The organism is Cupriavidus sp. FW305-26 (genome assembly GCF_058787975.1).
Genome location: NZ_JBYTAH010000072.1, coordinates 1 through 16874 on the forward strand (window position 1 = coordinate 1; position 16874 = coordinate 16874).

Consider the following 16874-nt stretch of genomic DNA (forward strand, 5'->3'; position numbering starts at 1 on the left):
CTCAAGGAAGAGTATCCGATCGTGCGCATCATCCGGTCCGGCGACAACCATACCCGCATTCAGCTGAAGGTGGATGGACCAACCGGGGTCGGTGAGGAACAGGCCAAAGCTTGCCATGCCTGCCAGAACTTCGGTGCCGCGGTCAGCGGTCTGCCGGATTCCATGGGCAAGGTCTATAGCGGCCAGTGCTTCGACACGGCATGCAATCAGAAGAAGGTAGCGGCCCGAATCAAGGCGGAGCGTGATGCGGCCAAGGCGCCTGCTGTCAAGCAGACCGCCGGCAAGACGGCTGCGGCAACGAAGGGCGACAAGTCGTCCGCGGCTGCCGAGAAGCCGGCCACGGTGATCAGCGAGTCGGAGAGGGTGAAGCAGTACCGCACCGAGCTCTGGCGCAAGGCGCTGCGCAAGGAAGTTGCGCAGAACGCTGAACAGGCCAATGCCTACCTGCTGGCCGTCGCCCTGAACGGTCTGTCGCGCAACATTGGCGGCGACGTGATGGGCAAGTTCTTCGAGAAGCTCACCGAGCAGAAGTCGTCCTCGACCCTGCAAGGTTGTCTCACGGCCGTCCATGCCATGGACGCGGGCCGTCGCCAGCAGCTGACGATCGGCATGACGGTGGCGGCAATCGACGGCATGGAGGTGAACAACCTCCGGGAACTGTGCCGGTACCACAAGCTCGACCTGCGCGATCACTGGAACCTGCAGAAATCGCAGGACTTCCTGGAGATGCTGACCAAGTCCGAGATGAAGGTCCTGGCTGACGAACTTGGCATCCGCAAGGTGCTGGGAGATGGCTTTGCCAAGCTGTTCGGCAAATCAAAGGCTGAAGTTGTTGCTGGACTTCTGTCCGTCGACGGCTTCGACTACACCGGCAAGGTCCCCAAGGTCCTCGGCTACTAAGCTTCTTTCCAATCGGAGGCGCCAGGGCGTCCTCCGCCTCATTCATTTCCCAAGGATTCACTATGTTCACTGAATTGGCTGCGCTCGTTCGCGCGAGCGAAAAGGTCGTCGTCACGCTCACTACGCAAGGCGACACTATGTCTGTCGTTGTCGTGCCCGTTGTCAAGGACGCTGCGGATGCTGCGCTGAGCACCCCCTTGGCGCTGTCGGCGACACCGGCGGAGCTTGATGAAGGTTTCGCCGCCGCGATTGCAGGAGTCAGCGCTGCGCGTCAGTCGCTGGCTGAGCAGGTCGAGGCCACCAGGTCCATCCTGGAGGCGGCCAAGACCTCGCAGTCGACCAAAGCCACGAAGGCCCTGACCACGGCGGCGGCGCCGACGGCATCCGAAACGTCCGAGGAGGACGATGACAACGACAAGCCGGAAGGCAGTGTTGGCGCGCAGGCAACGGCGAACGACGGCGCGGCCAAGACGGCCGGCACCGACCTCGCATCGCTGCTGTAAAGGAGACTGGCATGGCACTCGAGGTTAAGAAGCTCACGCGCGAGTTCTCCTATAACGGCATGACGCTGATGGACCCCGGTCCGCAGTTCACGCCCCAGCAGGTGCGCGACGTCTATTCCGCCCAGTACCCCGAGCTGACCACTGCCGCAGTGGATGGCCCGGAGCACAAGGGGGAAGTCGCGCGCTACACGTTCGTCCGCGCTGCCGGCGCAAAGGGCGCTCATGCGCAAATCTGACCTCATGAAGGCACTGTCTACGGGTCAGTTTGCCTCCATCAACAAGGAGCCGCCCGAAAGGGCGGTTTTTATACATTCTGAGGAGACCCAACAATGTTGTTCGATCCTCGCTCGTTTGTTCCTGACATCCATCCGGGACAGCAACCCGCATGGACGCCACACCGACAGCATTCCACTGCCGGACGTCGACCTGCCCATGATTTTCTGACACTGCCGAAGCTTCCAGGCTCTGTTCCAGCCACTGCGCGCCTCACCTATGGCGATGAGTTAGAGGTTACAGATCTGGTGCTGGCGCAATTTGCGGCCGGCATCCTTCGGGCCAGTGATGTGTTGAACCCGACCAGTGCGGGGGATGCTTTCGCGCAGGCCATGTTCGCATGGCTGGGAAAACGAATCCCAGCGTGTCAGCGATTGCAGTTCGGCGCGAAATTATTCGATCGCGGCGCCGCCATGGACCAGGTCATGCAGTTCGGCTGGGAAGACGGGCTGGAAGCGCCGCTCTACCTGGCCATCGAACTGCCCGGCGAGGAGGTGTATGCGATCGGGGAAGCGCGGGCGCACGCCATGCGTGCGGCACACCCGTCGTTGCTCTTCACGGCAATGAACCTGATCAATGCCGCGTGCGGCAAGTCGCTGTTCGTTCGTACGCCTGACATGCTGCTGGACCAGTTCGCCCGCTGGCACTGGGATTACGACGCGACCCTGGCCGACGACGAGAACGCCCGGGAGTTCCTCAAGGAGAACTTCGGTGGCGAGGATGCCGACATCGAGCGCTATCTGCCGTCGGTGGTGCGCGCCGAGCTTGCACCGGACGACACCCTGCCAAGGTATGCGCAAGTCGACGCAGCTTCCGCGCATCTGCGTGAGCTGGGTCCGCGCAACTTGCGCGCTCTGGCGCGCATGCATAGTGGGTGGCTGGGCGAGTTTTGTACGGCGCTCGCCGACCTTCGGCTGCTGCTGGCGAGGGCGGGGGAGCAGTCGGCCATCGCCGGCGCCCAATGGGCAGAGCCGGCCTATTCGGCCGCGACCATCGCCTATCGTCCCAGTGACTATGTGTCGGAGATCCTGGACGACCACTATGAATGCCTGAACAACGCTGGCGACGCCACGATGTTCCAGTGTTTCATTCCTCTTGCAGACGATGCCGCCGCGATTCGCCAGCAGTTCCGCGATCTGGCAGACATGCTGCAAATCATCGGCGCGCTTGACCGCGTGCTCACACTCATTTCTTCATAGGAGGGCCCCATGGCCGAGATCCTGACCGCTTCGCGGTCGCATGATGTGGCCCTGCAAGGGGCCATTTTGCTTTATGGCCGCGCTGTCGGAGACTTTTCGTATGCCACCGCGCATCGAATCGAGCCGGACGGAAACAGCGGCCGCCCCGTGATCGGGGCCGGCACGCCGCTCAATCGGCTGGCGCTGATTCAAGCGGTGCGCCAGGTCGCCGAGGCCTCGTTGCCAAAGGGCGAATTCCTGACGCCCAATGTGCTGTCGATCAGCCCCGCCGCGGTGACGTGGTGGTGTCCGGCAGACCGTCGGCGCGTCTTTTTCAACTGCATGGAGCTTGGCGAGTGCAGCGCCGTGGTGCCGCATCCGGCCCTCGTCTTCCAGGCGTCGCACACGGGGTTCCGTGTCTTCGCACTGCCCGGGCAGGAGCGGCCGGTGCCGGCAACGGTGCTTTACGAGCCGCCTTACTTCAACACGTGGGACAACGGGAAGATCTGCATTGGGAGCGCACATGTGCCAAGGCAGATCGACGTCACCTCCATTGCAGGCTGGGAATCCGGGTTCTTCAACTCGGCATTTACCCATCCCAACCACGGCGGCCAGCGCGTGAAGTACAAGCGCGGCGCCTACGCCTTCTGGAAGGACATGCTTGATGGGAAGTTCCCGGACTACCCGAGGCAGGTTTTCATCCCCATGAAACATACGCTGGCCGATCTGATCGCCGGCAAATTGGACAATTGATCATGCATCCTGCCGATGTGACCCTGCAACAATCCTTCCCGTCCATCATGGTTCCGCGCCTTTCCAGGCTCGAACCCATGACCCGGGCGGGGGAACGGCTGCTCATCGCAGCCAACGGCGTGTTCCTCGAGATCACGCGCCCTTGGCTAAGGGTCGTTCGCCGGCTTGGCGGTTTTCAGCATCGCACGGCTATCCCGTATGGCAACGCGAGCGAAGAGACGGATCTACTGTGCGGCCGCATTCCCGCACGATTGATCGGCGAGTTTGCCGAATTGGCGCGCGCCGCGTATCCCAAGGAAACGGGTGCGTGGGTGGTGTGGAATACCAAGGACCCTGCCTTCAGGCTGGTTCCGGTGCAGATCCTCGAGCACAGTGCGGGTCACCTGAAGTATGACCGGCCAGTGTTGGCAGACGGTGACGTGCTGGTGGTGGACTGCCATTCCCATGGCCGATCACCTGCATTCTTCTCGCCCACGGACGATGAAGACGACCGGCACGACGTGAAGTTTGCGTTTGTGTTGGGCAACTGCGCCGCGGCTGTGCCTTCTTTGGCCCTCCGGCTTTGTGCCAAGGGAATCTTCGAGGTCATCGAGACGGTGCCGGCAGAGTGGTATGCGGCGGCGTCCTTGGAGGTATTGGCATGATCGAGCATCGTATTCCGGAGATCATGACCCGGCGCGCCTGGAATGTCGTCGTCGTCGGTGCTGGCGGTACCGGCAGCGCCTTGCTACCCAATCTGGCGCGGCTGCATCACGCCATGCTCGAACTGGGCCACCCCGGTGGCATCGAGTGCACGGTCTACGATGATGATACGGTCAGCGAGACCAATGTCGGCCGTCAGGGCTTCTATCCCGTGGACGTCGGTCAGCCCAAGGCGACTTTGCTGGTCAACCGGCTCAACAATCTGATGGGAACGCGCTGGGAAGCGCGCGTCTGTCGCGTTGGTAGCCGGGATCGCTTTACCTGCGACATGGTGGTCGGCTGCGTCGACACACGGAAGGCTCGCAAGGCCATCCTGGGCGCGATGAGCCGGGGGATCGGTGGCTACTATCTTGACTGCGGCAACGAGTCGGACAGTGGCCAGGTCATCCTCGGCCAGGTTCGCGGCAAGGCCGCTGAGCGCCTGCCTCACGTGGGCGATCTCTTTCCGGAGCTGTTGGACCCGAAGGGGGACAAGAAGGACACGGCTCCGTCGTGCTCCATGGCCGAAGCACTTAGCAAGCAGTCGCTGGTCATCAATCAGGCGATGGCGGTGCAAGCGTACAACCTGCTGTGGACGCTGTTTCGCACGGGTACCTTGCAGTACTGCGGCGCGTTTGTGAATCTGGCGGTGGGTCGCACGAATCCGCTGCCAGTGGATCCCCAGGCTTGGGAACGATTCGGGTATCACCTCCCCGAGCCGAAGCGGCGTGCGAAACCCGCCCCGCGCCAAGCCGTTTGAGCCCGCCATCCCCGCTTTCCTTGGGAATGGCTTCTTTCATCGGCGAGTTCCGGTTGCATTAACCTGGGGCCCGTTTGAACGTAACACTCGCGCCGCTGGCGCGAACCACCTTCATCAACCCGTTGGGGCACTAGCCCTGCGGGCGTGCTCCATCTCTTACCTTGGAGCACTTCATGAGCAATTCTTCAAACACGCTGCGCGCTTATCGTCGCATCTTCGTGACCGGGAGCTGGCTGCCAGACAACACCGCGGTCGGCGCCTGCTGGAATGGCACGATGTGGAACGGCTTTCCGGTCCCTATGTTCACACGCGAAGACGGCGACGGACTGTGTGCGGTCATGCCGAACCTTGTCTACGTGGAGCGCCGGCAGGCGTTCCTCTTCGACGAAAATCAGCAAGTTGAATGGTTTCGTCCCTCGATCGCCGTGGTGGACGGCAAGGAACAGCACCTCTACGCAATCGGCGATAGCTGGTGTTGGCAGTTCGCGGACTACGCGGACGATCCGAACGTGCAGAACTGGCTTGCGGGTAGCTACCTGCAACTTCACCTGCGACCAAGTGTGCGGGCGTGGATCCAGGAACTCGCATGGGCGAATGGCCAGTCGGTGGAGCACCACGCCGAATTTCTTCTGGCGTGTTTCTGTGAAGAGCGCAGAGACGGGCGGTCCAAGTTCGATCTATCAGGTTTCGAGGCGACAGCGTCGCGCGCGCAGCATGCAACACCCGTTTCGGATGGCGATGCTGTGCGCGTGCGCAGTGGACCGTGGCTCAACGTCGTAGACGCTTTGTTGTCGCTTGTCGCAGCAGAAGACGGCGGCGAGCCATCGAGGCTTTCGCGCGAGATGTTTGCAGAAACCGTTCTGCATGGTCTCGCTCGCGAGCTCGGCGGTGTGGCGTAGCCGGACCTCTCCACATTCGGCGCCGACCCTGCTACCATTGCGGCACCTACCGCGTCTCAGACGCATCGACCCCTTCCGGTTGTATAGCCGGACATCTCTTCTCTCCCCTACGGGCCTTCCTGCCCGTGGGCATGTTGGCCGATTTTTCTTGAGGCCATCATGTTCAAGCGATTCTTCCTGCTTTTCCTTTGCTGCGCCATTTTCACCGGCTGCGCTGCACAGCCGACTTCGCCGAACACCTATCGGGGTTCCGAAGCGCTGCGCCGTGGTAGTGCCGAAACCGTCACCGTCCTCCGGGTCCGTCCCGTCACGATTGTCGACAGCGACGGATTGATGTCCGCAAACACCGGCGTGCCTGGCGTTCTTGGTGCCGTTGTCGGCGCGGTCCTTGGCGCTCGCGTCATTGGCAACGGCAACGGTCGTTATCTGGCTGGCGCCTTGTCGGGCAGCGTCTCCGCGGTGATCGTGCAGACGGCAGCCAACCATCTGAGCCGCCGCAATGGCGTTGAGGTCATTGTCCGCACGGACAACGGCCGGCAGATCGTTGTCACCCAGGATGCCGATCAGCAGTTCGTCACCGGCGAGCAGCTGTACCTTGTCTCGGGTGCCGGCGGTCTTCGCCTGACTCGCTAACGGGCTCCAGTCGTAGCCTTATCTGTTTCACCCTTGCCTCGCGGGCCTCCCGCACGGGGGGCTTTGTCGCGAACTGGAGTTCACCATGTTCGACGTTGCACAAGCCTCTCCTATCACCATCATCCCCACCGAAACGAAAGGGAAATACATCTTTGAAGTCGCGGATGCCATCCGTCGTCAACTGTGCAGTGCTGGGCTCGAGCCGGAATGGCTCAATGCTGCCAACTTCATGGATGACGACAACGAAGCCTTGTACGGTCCGAAGTCGTCCCGTCAGTGGCCCCAGTTCGGTGCGCGTGAACGGCTTGCCGTCTCCGTGCATCGCGGCTGGTCGGAAGGGTGGGCGGTCTTCGTTGACCGCGTCGGTTATACCGGCGATGCGTCCAACCTGGTCACCACTGCCCAGAAACTGTTGGTCGGCAAGACGCTGTCCGAGCGCCAAGCTTGGGCCACCGTCAGGGCGATCACCAAGATGTTCGATATTGCCTGATATCCGGGCCTATCCATTCGCAAGCCCGAGAGGGCTTGCCCAACCCCTCGGGGTTCGGCAAGTCGCTTTCACCCGCGTTATCGACGCATCGACCCACTGTCCGGCAACTCCGGACCAACCCATTGCGGGACACTCGTCCCGACAAGGGAGGGGATGTCCCCATCTGATTCGAGGATATCCATGAAGCTTCCCAAGTCTTTTCTTCGTCCCCACGCTCCCGGCAATCCGGCAGCATGCCAGGCGCTGCGTCGCGACGCATGCCGCATGCTGCGCCGCTTTGCCGGTGACATGTCCTTGCGCCCACGCGATTACACGATCCGCGAGCATCGGCAACGCCGGCGCGCGGTGGCCGTGTTCGCGCTTCAGACGGAATCGTTGCTGCTCGAGATCCAGCATCCGCCAGGCGCCGAAGGCATTCGTATGTCCTACCGGACGTGCCGCGGTCGCAATGACCTCAGCGGTGGCCGCAACAACGCCATCCACTTGCCTTCGCTCTCCACCGATGATGGCTATACCAATCTGCTGACCACGCTTCGCGTGGTTGCCGGTCGGCGCAGCTGAGGGATCATCATGACGACTCCTATTAAGGTCACATTCACATCGACGGCAGGCGAGGAGATAAACGGTCAGGCGCAGTTCGAGCCGATGTCTGAGCTCGTGACGCTACCCTCACAATTGCTTGAGCATGTACAGCGAGCCAGGGCTGCATGTGATGGGCATGCCCTCGTCGCACATGAGGACGGGTATCGCTATCCGCTGCAGCCGGTTGAAGATGGTGTCTACCAGCTTGACCGCTCGCGTCGGCATCGGCAAAGGCTACTGGAGCAAGCTTGGAAGGCTGTTACGGCGCCAACCAAGGATCAGCGGCAGCAGTCTGGCCGCTTTGCACACACGCTGTCAGCCGCTGCGCTCATCGGCGCCAGCGTTTACGTAGGGTATAGCAATGTATGGATGCTGGTCGCCCTAACCGACGTTCTTAGCCTCGTCGGCGTTGGCGCTGTACTATTTCTCGTAGGCGCAGTTCTTTCCAAAGGAGATTGAGTTATGACTCTCGGCCTTTTTGTATTGATTCTCGGCGGTGCCATCTCGGTCTTCCTGCTCTGGGCAGACCGAAACGGTCGTCGTGTACACAAGGACTAAGCGCCGTTTCGTCCACGCCCAGCCATCTGCGCGTCGCAAGGCCGAAAACGCCGATCCAATCGGCTCACCGCATGAACGCACTCCATACAAGGGGTGCGATTTCATTTCCAGACCCACACGGGCGTCGTCCCGATGGGGCGGCTCCCTCCCAAAGGAGTATCCCCCAATGGACGACATCGTCTATGGCGCTGGCTCGGCCAGCTATCCTGCCGGCGTGCTGTTGCGCGTCGGCCTTTATGACTCGAACCTGCGCCCGGCACTGCGACTGGTCTGCGCTGACGATGGCATGCCCTATGCCTCGCTCAGCGTGAACTTGCCGGAGGCGCCATTGCTCGCCGGCGAATTCTGCGTGGCGGCCGACTGGAACCTCCCCGCGGACTTGAAAGCGGCGTTGCTTGCCACCGGCAGGTTCGCGGACACAGGCCGCGGTATCGAAGGCTGTGGCCAGGGCGGCGCCATCTGGCGCATTACGTGTCCCGCGCTGCTGTCGCAGCTGGGGGCTGCCCGCATCGTCGGCAGCCGGTCCCGTCCGACCCCGAGCATGGCCGCCTTCGCTTAGCGCTACATCCCATTCCAACCCTTTCGGGGCACGTCCCCGAAGGGGCGTGCTCCGTCTTGGAGCACATCATGTACGTCATTACCCTCGGCCAGCGAGCCGAAACTCGCACGACGCTCGCCGGCGTGCTGCATCTGCTTAACGACGACCGAAGCGAGACGGCCCAGCCGCGCTTCGAAGAGATCGCAGTGCGCCACGTGGAGGGCAGTAACATCCCCGTTGTGCGCCTGTCGCATGGCAAGCTCGGCGTTCGTCCTGCCGGAAGCGCCCGTTCGATTATCGCGCGGGTCATCGATGAGGTGGATCGCTTCATCGTGCGTGTGTGCGGAAAGATCCTGCGTCCGCAGGAAATGAGCCGCGCGTCCTGGGGTGCCGTGCTGGCGGCGGGCCGCTTGGCCTACTTTCCGGAGGAAGCCATCGACCTGTCACCAGGCGCGGCCGGACCGCTGTTCCAGACAGCGGATCTCTTCGAGGAGTCGGGGCCCTTCGACATTGCGCAATACGTGCAGTCCGAATTTGTCCGGCGTTTTGGCTATGGCACCAACGGGCCGTTGTACGACCCAGCTCAGATCCCGAACGCCCGTCATGAAGTGCACGTCGCGTACGCGCTCTTGCGAGGCGAAAAGATTCGTGATTGTGTGCTGAACACGTACCGCGACAATCCGCGCTTCGGGCAGTCCGACCTGGACTGGCTGCAGCCGCTGATCGCTGTGCCTGCACTGCGTGGCGCGCTGCCGGCCCATCACCTGCGGGCGCTCTGCCGTCTCCTGCGACTCGAGAAGATCGCTATCTCGCCGCAAAACGCGCCGAAGCTCCTGGCGATCGCTCGACGCGTCCCTGCCGACGGCACCGATGTGCACGTGGACGACGCCTTGTACGAGGCTGGCGTACTAGCACCGCGGCCCACCCCTGTGGCGCGCCCGGAAGAGGGGCAGGCCGCAGCGCCCGTCTCTGCGCTCGCCTCGCGAATTCATCACCTCATCTCGCAGCGGCAGTTCCATGCGAAGATGGATAAGGCGAAAGCGCAGCGCGAAGTGTTGGAGATCAGCCAGCGGCATTTCGATGATATTGCTACGCGGGCAGTGCATGCTCGCGTGTCGACCAGCTTCGACTGGCCCAACAAGGTTGCACTGGCGGTCCTCCAGCGGGACGTGGCCACGCTTCTGCACATCTTCGACAATCCGAAGGACTGGAACGTCGACTCCAAGCGTGCCTTGCGCGAAGAGCTCGAAGTGGACCTACTGCAATGCACCGCGTCGGTTCGTCGCCAGCGCATCTTTGAGATGTGCGGCTTCTCACCGACGGAGCAACAACGCTGGGAGCAGCAGGCGGCAGCCGCGAAAGCCAACCGGCTCGCGGTGCAGGACTTCGAGGATGCGCGCAGGCGTGCTGAGGCGTCCAGCTGGCGGCTTGAGACCGGGAAGGTGCTCAATGGCCGCGAGTACGTGGACTTTTGCATCGCCGAGGGCTTCTCGGAGATCGTCGACGTGCCGCGCGGCAGGGCGCGCGAGTATCGCATCCGCGATCCGCGCCGCAGCATGTCGCGACGCCTGCGCGCCAAGGACGGCACGCTGGCATATGCCAAGGCAGTGATCGCGCAGACCAACGCGCCAGTCGCCCTTGCAGCTTGACTATTACCCCTGGCCTACGGGCCGGGGGATTTTCCTGGAAACACATAGCATAAGTGTGAGCTTTCGCCGGCGCCGAGCATCGCGTCGCAGGTTAGTCTTTCTCAACCGCAAGCTGTGTTCGCACTGAACCGAATCAGTCCAAACACAGTTTTACCCGCGTCTCTGACGCATCGACCCACCGCCGGCATGCCGGCCCATCTCTTGAACCTTCCCACAGGGACCGCTCCCTGTGCGGACGGGCCTGTGGGATCTCCGTAAGGAATCCCATGGAACTGAATCCCCCCCAACTGCAAAAGCTGCTCGCCGCCTGCATTCCGGCCACGTTGCCGGTCCTCGTCACGGGCGCTCCCGGCATCGGCAAGAGCGATATTGTCGCCGGGGCCGCTATGGATGCTGGACACGACCTGCTTATCTCCCACCCCGTAGTCGAAGATCCGACCGATTCGAAGGGCTTGCCCTTCCCGTCATCGGACGGCGCCCACGCACGCTTCCTGCCCTTCGGGGATCTGGAGCGCGCGCTGGGTGCCAGGCGTCCGCTGGTCTGGTTTATCGACGACCTGGGCCAGGCCACGCCTGCCGTTCAGGCCGCCAAGATGCAACTGCTGCTGGCCCGCCGGATCGGCGAGCATGCTTTGCCGCCGTATGTCACCTTCGTTGCAGCGACCAATCGCCGCGTCGACAATGCCGGCGTTTCAAACATCCTGGATCCGCTGAAGTCACGCTTCGCGACCATCGTGGAACTGACGACTTCGGTCGAGGACTGGACGCGCTGGGCGGTGGCAACGAACCAACCGCCGGAGCTGATCGCGTTCTTACGCTTCAAGCCCGATTTGCTGCTGTCTGAGAACAGGACTCGCGAAATCGAGAACCTTCCCAGCCCCCGAAGCTGGGGAATGGTCGGCAAGCTGTCGAAGGTGGTCCCTGCCGAGCTCGAGCACGTGGCCTTCGCCGGCGCGGTCGGGGAGGGTGCTGCAACGGAGTTTGTCTCGTTCAAGCGCCTCTTCCGCGAGATGCCGTCTCCGGATGGCGTGCTCGCGGCGCCCGCTACCGCACCGATCCCGACCGATATCGCGGTGCAGTACGGCATTGCCACGGCGCTCGCGCGCCTGGCCAACGCCAACAACTTCGATCGCGTGATGGTCTATGCGAATCGGCTCCACGAAGCGGGGCTCGGCGAGTTTGCCGTGCTCCTTGTGCGGGACGCCGTGGAGCGCGATGCGTCGATCGCCAGTACCCCTGCATTCATCGTGGCGCAGGGCGGCCCGATCGGGGCTCACATCCGCGGCCAGTAAAGCCGCATTTCTGCAACAGCACCACATCTGCCGGCCGGCTCGGGTCTTCCCGAGTCGGCCTTTTCTTTTCGCTGCCGCTTTGCGGCACATCCCAGTGAGGATTCATCATGAACATTACCAATCTGACGTCTCGCGTCATGCTCTCGACCCTCAACATCTCGCTCTGGCGCGCGCGTCGTTTCGACACCCGTGCCACGCAGGAGGTGGAGGCTAAGCACGAGGCCAAGGACATTGGTCGCTTCAACAAGCGGCTACTGACCGACGGTGCAACGTCCTACAAGGAGGTCTGCGCCATCGGCAATCGTGCACGCTCGCTGTTCGATAGCCACTCACTGGACTACGATCAGCTGGGCGTGCGTCTGCTGCCGACAACTGTCTATATGGAGGTCGCGGAGAAGCTGCGTGCCCTGCGGGACGAGTTTGACGGCGCCAAGGCACAGTTTCTGGCCGACTATCCTCGTCTGAAGGACGAAGCGCGCGTCGCGCTCAACGGTCTCTTCGACGAGGCGGATTATCCGACCGAGGCAGAGCTGCGCAAGAAGTTCGGTATCCGCTTCTCCGTGCTGCCTTTCCCCGATGCTAGCCAGTTCGGCATCGATCTGCCTCCCGACGTGCTGCAAGGCATCCGCGATGAGATGGATGCGCGGGTCATGGGAGCTGTGAAAACGGCCAACAATGACCTGGTCGGCCGTCTGTATGAGGCCGTGCAACACTTCGCCAACCGCCTGTACGGGGAGGGCAACGTGCGGCTTGACGTGGCCGACAAGGTGCGCGAGCTGAGCACGCTACTGCCGAAGCTGAACTTCTCCGAAGACCCCGTGCTCGCGGACCTCCTCGCCACGACCCAGGACCAGCTTGCCTGCTACACCGGAGCGCAGCTGAAGGATGACCCGCTGCTGCGGCTGAATGTGGCTGAGCGCGCGATGGAAATCGAAGCGCAGATGGCCGCATTCATGGGTGGCCCGCCGCCGGCGATGACGCGCGAGCAGAGCGACATGCCCATGCTGCAATTGCTTGCTGCGTGAGGTTGCCATGCATGCGCGAATCGTGAAGCAACGCGCGGCGCTGGTGCTATCGCAACCGTTCTTCGGTGCGCTGGCCCTGCGTCTGGCCCTCGTTGAGGATCCTGCCTGCCAGAGCCTGTGGGTCGATGGCGTGCGCCTGGGCTACAACCCAGCGTATGTCGCGTCCCTGGATGACCTCGAGCTGCGGGGCGTCCTCGCGCACGAAGTGCTCCACGTGGCCAATGGCCATTGTTGGCGCATGGGGGCGCGGGATCAGGAGCGGTGGAACCGCGCGTGTGACTACGCGGTGAACCCGCTGGTGCTCAACGCCCAGTTCAAGCTGCCTCAGGGCGTCTTGCTGGATGGGCGATACCTGGGCAAGTCGGCGGAGGAAATCTACGCGATGCTGCGACAGGAAGAATCGTCGCAGCAGCCGGATGCCGAGGCTGGCAGCGGCTCGGGAACTGAACCGTCACCGCAAGCCAGTGGCCAGCAGCCAGCACCACCGTCGACAGGATGTGGCGAGGTGCGGCAATACACGGGCGCCGACCGGCCGGCGGTAGAGGGCGAATGGCGCGTAGCTGTGAATCAGGCTGCGAAAGCGGCCAAGATGCGCGGCGCGTTGCCTGGCGACCTTGAGCACCTGGTGGAAGCCGCGCTACGTCCGTCCGTCGATTGGCGAGCGGTGCTGCACCGCTTCGCCGCCCAGGCGGCCAGGTCAGACTACAGCTGGAAGGTGCCCAACCGTCGCTATGCGCATCTGGGTCTCTACCTGCCGTCGTTGTACTCGGAAGCGGTCGGAGACGCGGTGTTCGTCAGAGACTCCAGCGGCTCGGTGTTTGACGAGACGCAGCGGCAGTTTGCGGCGGAGATTATTGCGGTGCACCAACACCTGCAGCCGGCCCGGCTCATCGTTATCGATTGCGATACGCGGGTCACGCAGGTCCAGATCTTCGAGCGTGACGAGGTGGTTGATCTCCGGCCGTTGAAGGGCGGCGGGGGGACCAGCTTTAAGCCGCCATTCGTATGGCTGGAGCAGGAGGGCATCGAGCCCGCTTTCCTTGTCTACCTCACCGACCTGTACGGTCCATTCCCTGCCGCGGCGCCTGCCTATCCAGCCCTCTGGGCTTCAGTCACGCCGTTGGATCGCATCGCCGCACCACCTTTCGGTGAATGCGTAGAGGTCATCGTTTGACCCAAGCCCTGGCTACGGCCGGGGCACTATCTGCGGAACGAAGTCACTACTGAGCTGTCAACTCATGTAACCCCTCAAGCGAGCCACAGACGTGCCGATGGTGGATACCGAAGTGGTCGTAGCAGGCTCCAGCCCCGGCGCTTTTCTTTTTTGGATTCCTATGTCAGCAAGCATTGCCCAATCCGAAGCATGTGGTCGGACTATTCGCGTAGCCGAAACAACGGCAGGTGCCAGTCGCAGTGAGCGGCTGGACCGTTGCCAAAGGCGGCGCGCGTGTTGCCGGCATGGGACGCCAGAAGAGCGAGCTTTGGAGCCCCAGCTTCTTGTGATGGACGTCGACCGCCTGCCGAAGCATGGCATGGCGCTGCGTGTCGACGAGTGGTTTTCAGTTGTCCGCAACGGAAATTTCTTGCCGTTTGACGACTGGCTCCCGATTGTTGCAATGCCGGTGCAATCTGCGGTGGCGGGCATGCGATTGCCGCAAGGCAATGTCGCGTTCGAATTGCGCCACGGCAAGCAATACGCGATCGAAGACTCGGCGCATGGCGCCAGGACGTTTCAATGCATCATTGACGGCCGCGTGCCGCTTGTGGCCTTCATTGACGAGCCAGGCTACCGGGGACCGTGGATCACGGTCCGAAATCTCTTTACTATCGAAGAGATGGTGAGCATGCGAGAACTGCGCGAATGAGAAAGGAAAGGGCCCAACGCGTCTGCGTGTCGGGCCCTTGTTCTTTACCGGTTTTGGCAGAAAGACGCCGTTTATGTGCGAGCTTTCCGGAAAATTGCTTTGAGCATGCTCATACTTTTACCGCCGGCTCGGCCTCCGCCGTCGGCGCGGCGGCTGTGATTGTCGCCTCCGGACCGTCGCCATAGGTGAGAGCGGGAATCCGCGAGATAGTCCCCTCCAGGGCTGCAGAGCTACCAAGCCGGATGGTACCGGCATAGGCAATCCGGCCTTTCACGCGGCCATTGATATGCAAGGAAATCCGGGCCGCCACATCTCCCTCGACGGTGCCATCGATCAGCACGTGATCGCCTTCAACGGTGCCGCGAATCAGCCCTTCCGCACCGATATGGACCAAGCCTCGGGATGAACGCAAATCGCCATCGACCAGGCCAAAGCAGCTAACGCCGTGATCGCAGGCCACGTGCCCGTGGATACTGAGTCCTGCCTGAATCAAACTGAAGGTTCTTTGCTGGGTCATGTCGGGAATCAGAACAGTTTGATCTCGTTTCCGCGGCTGGATGCCGGGGTTACCTGCGCGGTCTGTGGGGGGGAGGCCGGTTGCAGCCTGGTGGGCGCCGGCGCAGCCATGTTCTGCTTCGGGACTTGCGCCTTGGGCGCTTGGGGCTTCGCCCGGTTCTCGGCAGCGGCTGCTGAGCTCGCCGCAGGCGCGGGCGCGGACACGGCCGGCGCAGCTGACGGCGAGGGGACAGGCGTGGGCTCAGCAGCGGCTGGCTGCGCGACGCTTGGCTGCGACGCGGGCCATTCGTGGCCGCCATCTTCGGCTGGTCCAATGGCCGCTGGCAAAGCGGCAGCCGTCGACGACTCGGGGCGCTTGTGCGTGTCGCCCGACGCGAGCCATCGACCTCCGCCGAAGGCGAGAACGGCAATCAGCACAATGCCAAGGCCCCGCCAATGGATCGGCTTGATACGCGCCCAGGCAGGCACTGCCTCGTTCCCGGACGGCGTGTGAGTTGGGGGCAGCGCCGACGAGGCGCTAAGGCTGGCGGCACCGGACGGGGCCAGTTCGATCGTGACGGGCGGCTCCGCATAGTGCGCGTGCAGGCGTTCGATTTCGTTGATGTCCATACTGTCTTTCAGGTTTCAGGCTTGATCGATCAGCTTTCCGTCGGGGGAGAAGCAGTCGTTGTCGGGGATGCAAAGCCGGTGGATCGCACGGATTTGTCTGGCAGCGCCAAAAATCGCCTCGTCCTTCTCAGCGTCGGTAATAGACTGGGCCATGTATGCCCCGAGCGCACGGTGGAAGAGTCTGTCGTGCTGGTTAAGCAGTCGGATCAGCCGTCCGGCTAGCGAGTGTGTCACCACGAGCTGCCGTTGGTCGAATCTAAGGCTGAGATGGCGCCTTGGCTGCCGCTCAATCCATTGCAGCCTCGCGTCCATCCATTCCTGCGCCGCTCGGAAGGCCTCGTCCAGGGCGAGGATCTTGCCTTTGCTGGCCACCGAGAACTTCGACGTGATGAAGTTGTAGTCGCTGCGCAGGAAGTTCCGTACGAAGTCGGTGCAGTAGGACACTTCTGTGCCGCTGTCCGTTTGAGGAACGATCTTTGCGACGCGTCCCTCGCTGAGCATCCGCCGGATGGGCTTGGGTCCGGCGTCGGATGCGGTGGTGTCAGAAGGCGCGTCCCGCGACGATATCAGCGGTATAGGATGCGGCTCGCCATCGGGCAGATGATGGGAAGGTTCGGCCATGTTCCATGTGGTGGGATCTCTCTCAGCAGGCATTCTGAGACACAACGCTGCACAGATGCCTGGAGAAAGCGACACATAATTGGCGAGCTTTCTGACTTTTTTCCGGGTGCTGATGTGCCACAATTCACTCACACCTCGCGTCACTGACGCATCGACCCTGACTCCTGGCGAGTCCATCTTCTGCTCCAAGTCGTGCCATTTGCGCACGCGCCGACCGGCTGGCTACCGGTGTGGATATTCCTTGTGATAAGTGTTTTCGCCGAACACTTCCCTCATCAGCTCGTAATACGCGTCTTTCGCTGTGCCTCTTCATAAGTGCACGCTGGACACCGTTCGAGCCTGGGACCATGTGGCGTCTCTCTCCAGGCCCCTCCTAGGCAGAACGGCTGACGTCGAGCCGATCCGTGAACCTGCGGCCGAACCTGTGGGTTCGCGAAATGGGTTGTTGTGCAGCGTGACCATGCTGCACGAGGACGACTTTACGTCCTCAGCATGAGCGGCGGGCGATTAGCACGCTGCTCCCTGAGTGCCACGCCCCCGGAAGGGGCG

21 protein-coding genes are annotated in these 16874 nt (G+C 62.5%); 18 read left to right on the forward strand and 3 right to left on the reverse strand.

Annotated features, from left to right (window positions below; genetic code table 11):
- The 18 genes from AC3WQZ_RS29065 to AC3WQZ_RS29150 all read left to right on the forward strand — a co-directional run.
- A partial coding sequence (locus AC3WQZ_RS29065) for a PRTRC system ParB family protein (protein WP_492301745.1) occupies positions 1-900 on the forward strand: 900 nt, incomplete at its 5' end.
- Positions 901-962: 62 nt separating this feature from the next.
- Complete coding sequence (locus AC3WQZ_RS29070) at positions 963-1403, forward strand: PRTRC system protein E (RefSeq protein ID WP_058698158.1); 441 nt, start codon at positions 963-965, stop codon at positions 1401-1403.
- An 11-nt stretch (positions 1404-1414) separates the two neighbouring features.
- Complete coding sequence (locus AC3WQZ_RS29075; RefSeq protein ID WP_058698157.1) at positions 1415-1639, forward strand: PRTRC system protein C; 225 nt, start codon at positions 1415-1417, stop codon at positions 1637-1639.
- Positions 1640-1732: 93 nt separating this feature from the next.
- Entirely contained in the window at positions 1733-2875 is a 1143-nt protein-coding gene (locus AC3WQZ_RS29080) for a PRTRC system protein F (protein ID WP_081050303.1), read from the forward strand.
- 9 nt (positions 2876-2884) lie between these two features.
- Positions 2885-3607, forward strand: coding sequence for a PRTRC system protein B (locus AC3WQZ_RS29085; RefSeq protein ID WP_058698155.1), 723 nt, complete (start codon positions 2885-2887; stop codon positions 3605-3607).
- Between the two features lie 2 nt (positions 3608-3609).
- Positions 3610-4251 (forward strand): PRTRC system protein A, encoded by a 642-nt coding sequence (locus AC3WQZ_RS29090; protein WP_058698154.1) that lies wholly within the window; start codon positions 3610-3612, stop codon positions 4249-4251.
- The gene (locus AC3WQZ_RS29095; protein WP_058698153.1) at positions 4248-5048 is read left to right on the forward strand and encodes a PRTRC system ThiF family protein; all 801 of its coding nucleotides are present in this window, start codon (positions 4248-4250) and stop codon (positions 5046-5048) included. Before AC3WQZ_RS29090 ends, AC3WQZ_RS29095 begins: the two co-directional genes overlap by 4 nt.
- A 173-nt stretch (positions 5049-5221) precedes the next feature.
- A complete protein-coding gene (locus AC3WQZ_RS29100; RefSeq protein ID WP_116318648.1) occupies positions 5222-5947 on the forward strand; it encodes a hypothetical protein in 726 nt (241 codons plus the stop codon).
- Between the two features lie 159 nt (positions 5948-6106).
- Positions 6107-6580, forward strand: a complete 474-nt coding sequence (locus AC3WQZ_RS29105) for an outer membrane lipoprotein (protein ID WP_070940837.1) — start codon at positions 6107-6109, stop codon at positions 6578-6580.
- A gap of 85 nt (positions 6581-6665) precedes the next feature.
- A complete protein-coding gene (locus tag AC3WQZ_RS29110; RefSeq protein ID WP_058698151.1) occupies positions 6666-7070 on the forward strand; it encodes a hypothetical protein in 405 nt (134 codons plus the stop codon).
- 180 nt (positions 7071-7250) lie between these two features.
- Positions 7251-7631 (forward strand): hypothetical protein, encoded by a 381-nt coding sequence (locus AC3WQZ_RS29115; protein WP_058698150.1) that lies wholly within the window; start codon positions 7251-7253, stop codon positions 7629-7631.
- A 9-nt stretch (positions 7632-7640) separates the two neighbouring features.
- Positions 7641-8111: a hypothetical protein gene (locus tag AC3WQZ_RS29120; RefSeq protein ID WP_081050302.1), complete on the forward strand. Its 471-nt coding sequence runs from the start codon at positions 7641-7643 to the stop codon at positions 8109-8111.
- Between the two features lie 265 nt (positions 8112-8376).
- On the forward strand, positions 8377-8769 hold the full coding sequence (locus tag AC3WQZ_RS29125) for a hypothetical protein (RefSeq protein WP_058698149.1): 393 nt from the start codon (positions 8377-8379) through the stop codon (positions 8767-8769).
- A 68-nt stretch (positions 8770-8837) separates the two neighbouring features.
- Positions 8838-10397, forward strand: coding sequence for a hypothetical protein (locus AC3WQZ_RS29130; protein WP_058698148.1), 1560 nt, complete (start codon positions 8838-8840; stop codon positions 10395-10397).
- Positions 10398-10663: 266 nt separating this feature from the next.
- The gene (locus tag AC3WQZ_RS29135; protein WP_058698147.1) at positions 10664-11689 is read left to right on the forward strand and encodes an ATP-binding protein; all 1026 of its coding nucleotides are present in this window, start codon (positions 10664-10666) and stop codon (positions 11687-11689) included.
- 107 nt (positions 11690-11796) lie between these two features.
- Complete coding sequence (locus tag AC3WQZ_RS29140; RefSeq protein WP_058698146.1) at positions 11797-12714, forward strand: DUF3150 domain-containing protein; 918 nt, start codon at positions 11797-11799, stop codon at positions 12712-12714.
- A gap of 7 nt (positions 12715-12721) precedes the next feature.
- Positions 12722-13888 carry a vWA domain-containing protein gene (locus tag AC3WQZ_RS29145; protein ID WP_058698250.1) on the forward strand — a complete coding sequence of 389 codons (1167 nt, stop codon included), beginning with the start codon at positions 12722-12724 and terminating at the stop codon, positions 13886-13888.
- 328 nt (positions 13889-14216) lie between these two features.
- Complete coding sequence (locus tag AC3WQZ_RS29150; RefSeq protein ID WP_058698145.1) at positions 14217-14579, forward strand: hypothetical protein; 363 nt, start codon at positions 14217-14219, stop codon at positions 14577-14579.
- A gap of 109 nt (positions 14580-14688) precedes the next feature.
- Here AC3WQZ_RS29150 and AC3WQZ_RS29155 read toward each other — a convergent pair whose 3' ends face one another.
- From AC3WQZ_RS29155 to AC3WQZ_RS29165, 3 genes are read right to left on the reverse strand one after another with little or no spacing between them, the layout of a single operon-like run.
- Positions 14689-15096 (reverse strand): bactofilin family protein, encoded by a 408-nt coding sequence (locus AC3WQZ_RS29155; RefSeq protein WP_058698144.1) that lies wholly within the window; start codon positions 15094-15096, stop codon positions 14689-14691.
- A gap of 8 nt (positions 15097-15104) precedes the next feature.
- On the reverse strand, positions 15105-15704 hold the full coding sequence (locus tag AC3WQZ_RS29160; protein ID WP_058698143.1) for a hypothetical protein: 600 nt from the start codon (positions 15702-15704) through the stop codon (positions 15105-15107).
- A gap of 15 nt (positions 15705-15719) precedes the next feature.
- A complete protein-coding gene (locus tag AC3WQZ_RS29165) occupies positions 15720-16325 on the reverse strand; it encodes a hypothetical protein (RefSeq protein WP_143010730.1) in 606 nt (201 codons plus the stop codon).
- Positions 16326-16874 lie beyond the last annotated feature (549 nt).

Bases quoted from the DNA above. Each gene is read 5' to 3' on its own strand.
- AC3WQZ_RS29070 (WP_058698158.1), top strand. From the start codon at position 963: ATGTTCACTGAATTGGCTGCGCTCGTTCGCGCGAGCGAAAAGGTCGTC.
- AC3WQZ_RS29075 (WP_058698157.1), top strand. From the start codon at position 1,415: ATGGCACTCGAGGTTAAGAAGCTCACGCGCGAGTTCTCCTATAACGGC.
- AC3WQZ_RS29080 (WP_081050303.1), top strand. From the start codon at position 1,733: ATGTTGTTCGATCCTCGCTCGTTTGTTCCTGACATCCATCCGGGACAG.
- AC3WQZ_RS29085 (WP_058698155.1), top strand. From the start codon at position 2,885: ATGGCCGAGATCCTGACCGCTTCGCGGTCGCATGATGTGGCCCTGCAA.
- AC3WQZ_RS29090 (WP_058698154.1), top strand. From the start codon at position 3,610: ATGCATCCTGCCGATGTGACCCTGCAACAATCCTTCCCGTCCATCATG.
- AC3WQZ_RS29095 (WP_058698153.1), top strand. From the start codon at position 4,248: ATGATCGAGCATCGTATTCCGGAGATCATGACCCGGCGCGCCTGGAAT.
- AC3WQZ_RS29100 (WP_116318648.1), top strand. From the start codon at position 5,222: ATGAGCAATTCTTCAAACACGCTGCGCGCTTATCGTCGCATCTTCGTG.
- AC3WQZ_RS29105 (WP_070940837.1), top strand. From the start codon at position 6,107: ATGTTCAAGCGATTCTTCCTGCTTTTCCTTTGCTGCGCCATTTTCACC.
- AC3WQZ_RS29110 (WP_058698151.1), top strand. From the start codon at position 6,666: ATGTTCGACGTTGCACAAGCCTCTCCTATCACCATCATCCCCACCGAA.
- AC3WQZ_RS29115 (WP_058698150.1), top strand. From the start codon at position 7,251: ATGAAGCTTCCCAAGTCTTTTCTTCGTCCCCACGCTCCCGGCAATCCG.
- AC3WQZ_RS29120 (WP_081050302.1), top strand. From the start codon at position 7,641: ATGACGACTCCTATTAAGGTCACATTCACATCGACGGCAGGCGAGGAG.
- AC3WQZ_RS29125 (WP_058698149.1), top strand. From the start codon at position 8,377: ATGGACGACATCGTCTATGGCGCTGGCTCGGCCAGCTATCCTGCCGGC.
- AC3WQZ_RS29130 (WP_058698148.1), top strand. From the start codon at position 8,838: ATGTACGTCATTACCCTCGGCCAGCGAGCCGAAACTCGCACGACGCTC.
- AC3WQZ_RS29135 (WP_058698147.1), top strand. From the start codon at position 10,664: ATGGAACTGAATCCCCCCCAACTGCAAAAGCTGCTCGCCGCCTGCATT.
- AC3WQZ_RS29140 (WP_058698146.1), top strand. From the start codon at position 11,797: ATGAACATTACCAATCTGACGTCTCGCGTCATGCTCTCGACCCTCAAC.
- AC3WQZ_RS29145 (WP_058698250.1), top strand. From the start codon at position 12,722: ATGCATGCGCGAATCGTGAAGCAACGCGCGGCGCTGGTGCTATCGCAA.
- AC3WQZ_RS29150 (WP_058698145.1), top strand. From the start codon at position 14,217: ATGGACGTCGACCGCCTGCCGAAGCATGGCATGGCGCTGCGTGTCGAC.
- AC3WQZ_RS29155 (WP_058698144.1), bottom strand. From the start codon at position 15,096: ATGACCCAGCAAAGAACCTTCAGTTTGATTCAGGCAGGACTCAGTATC.
- AC3WQZ_RS29160 (WP_058698143.1), bottom strand. From the start codon at position 15,704: ATGGACATCAACGAAATCGAACGCCTGCACGCGCACTATGCGGAGCCG.
- AC3WQZ_RS29165 (WP_143010730.1), bottom strand. From the start codon at position 16,325: ATGGCCGAACCTTCCCATCATCTGCCCGATGGCGAGCCGCATCCTATA.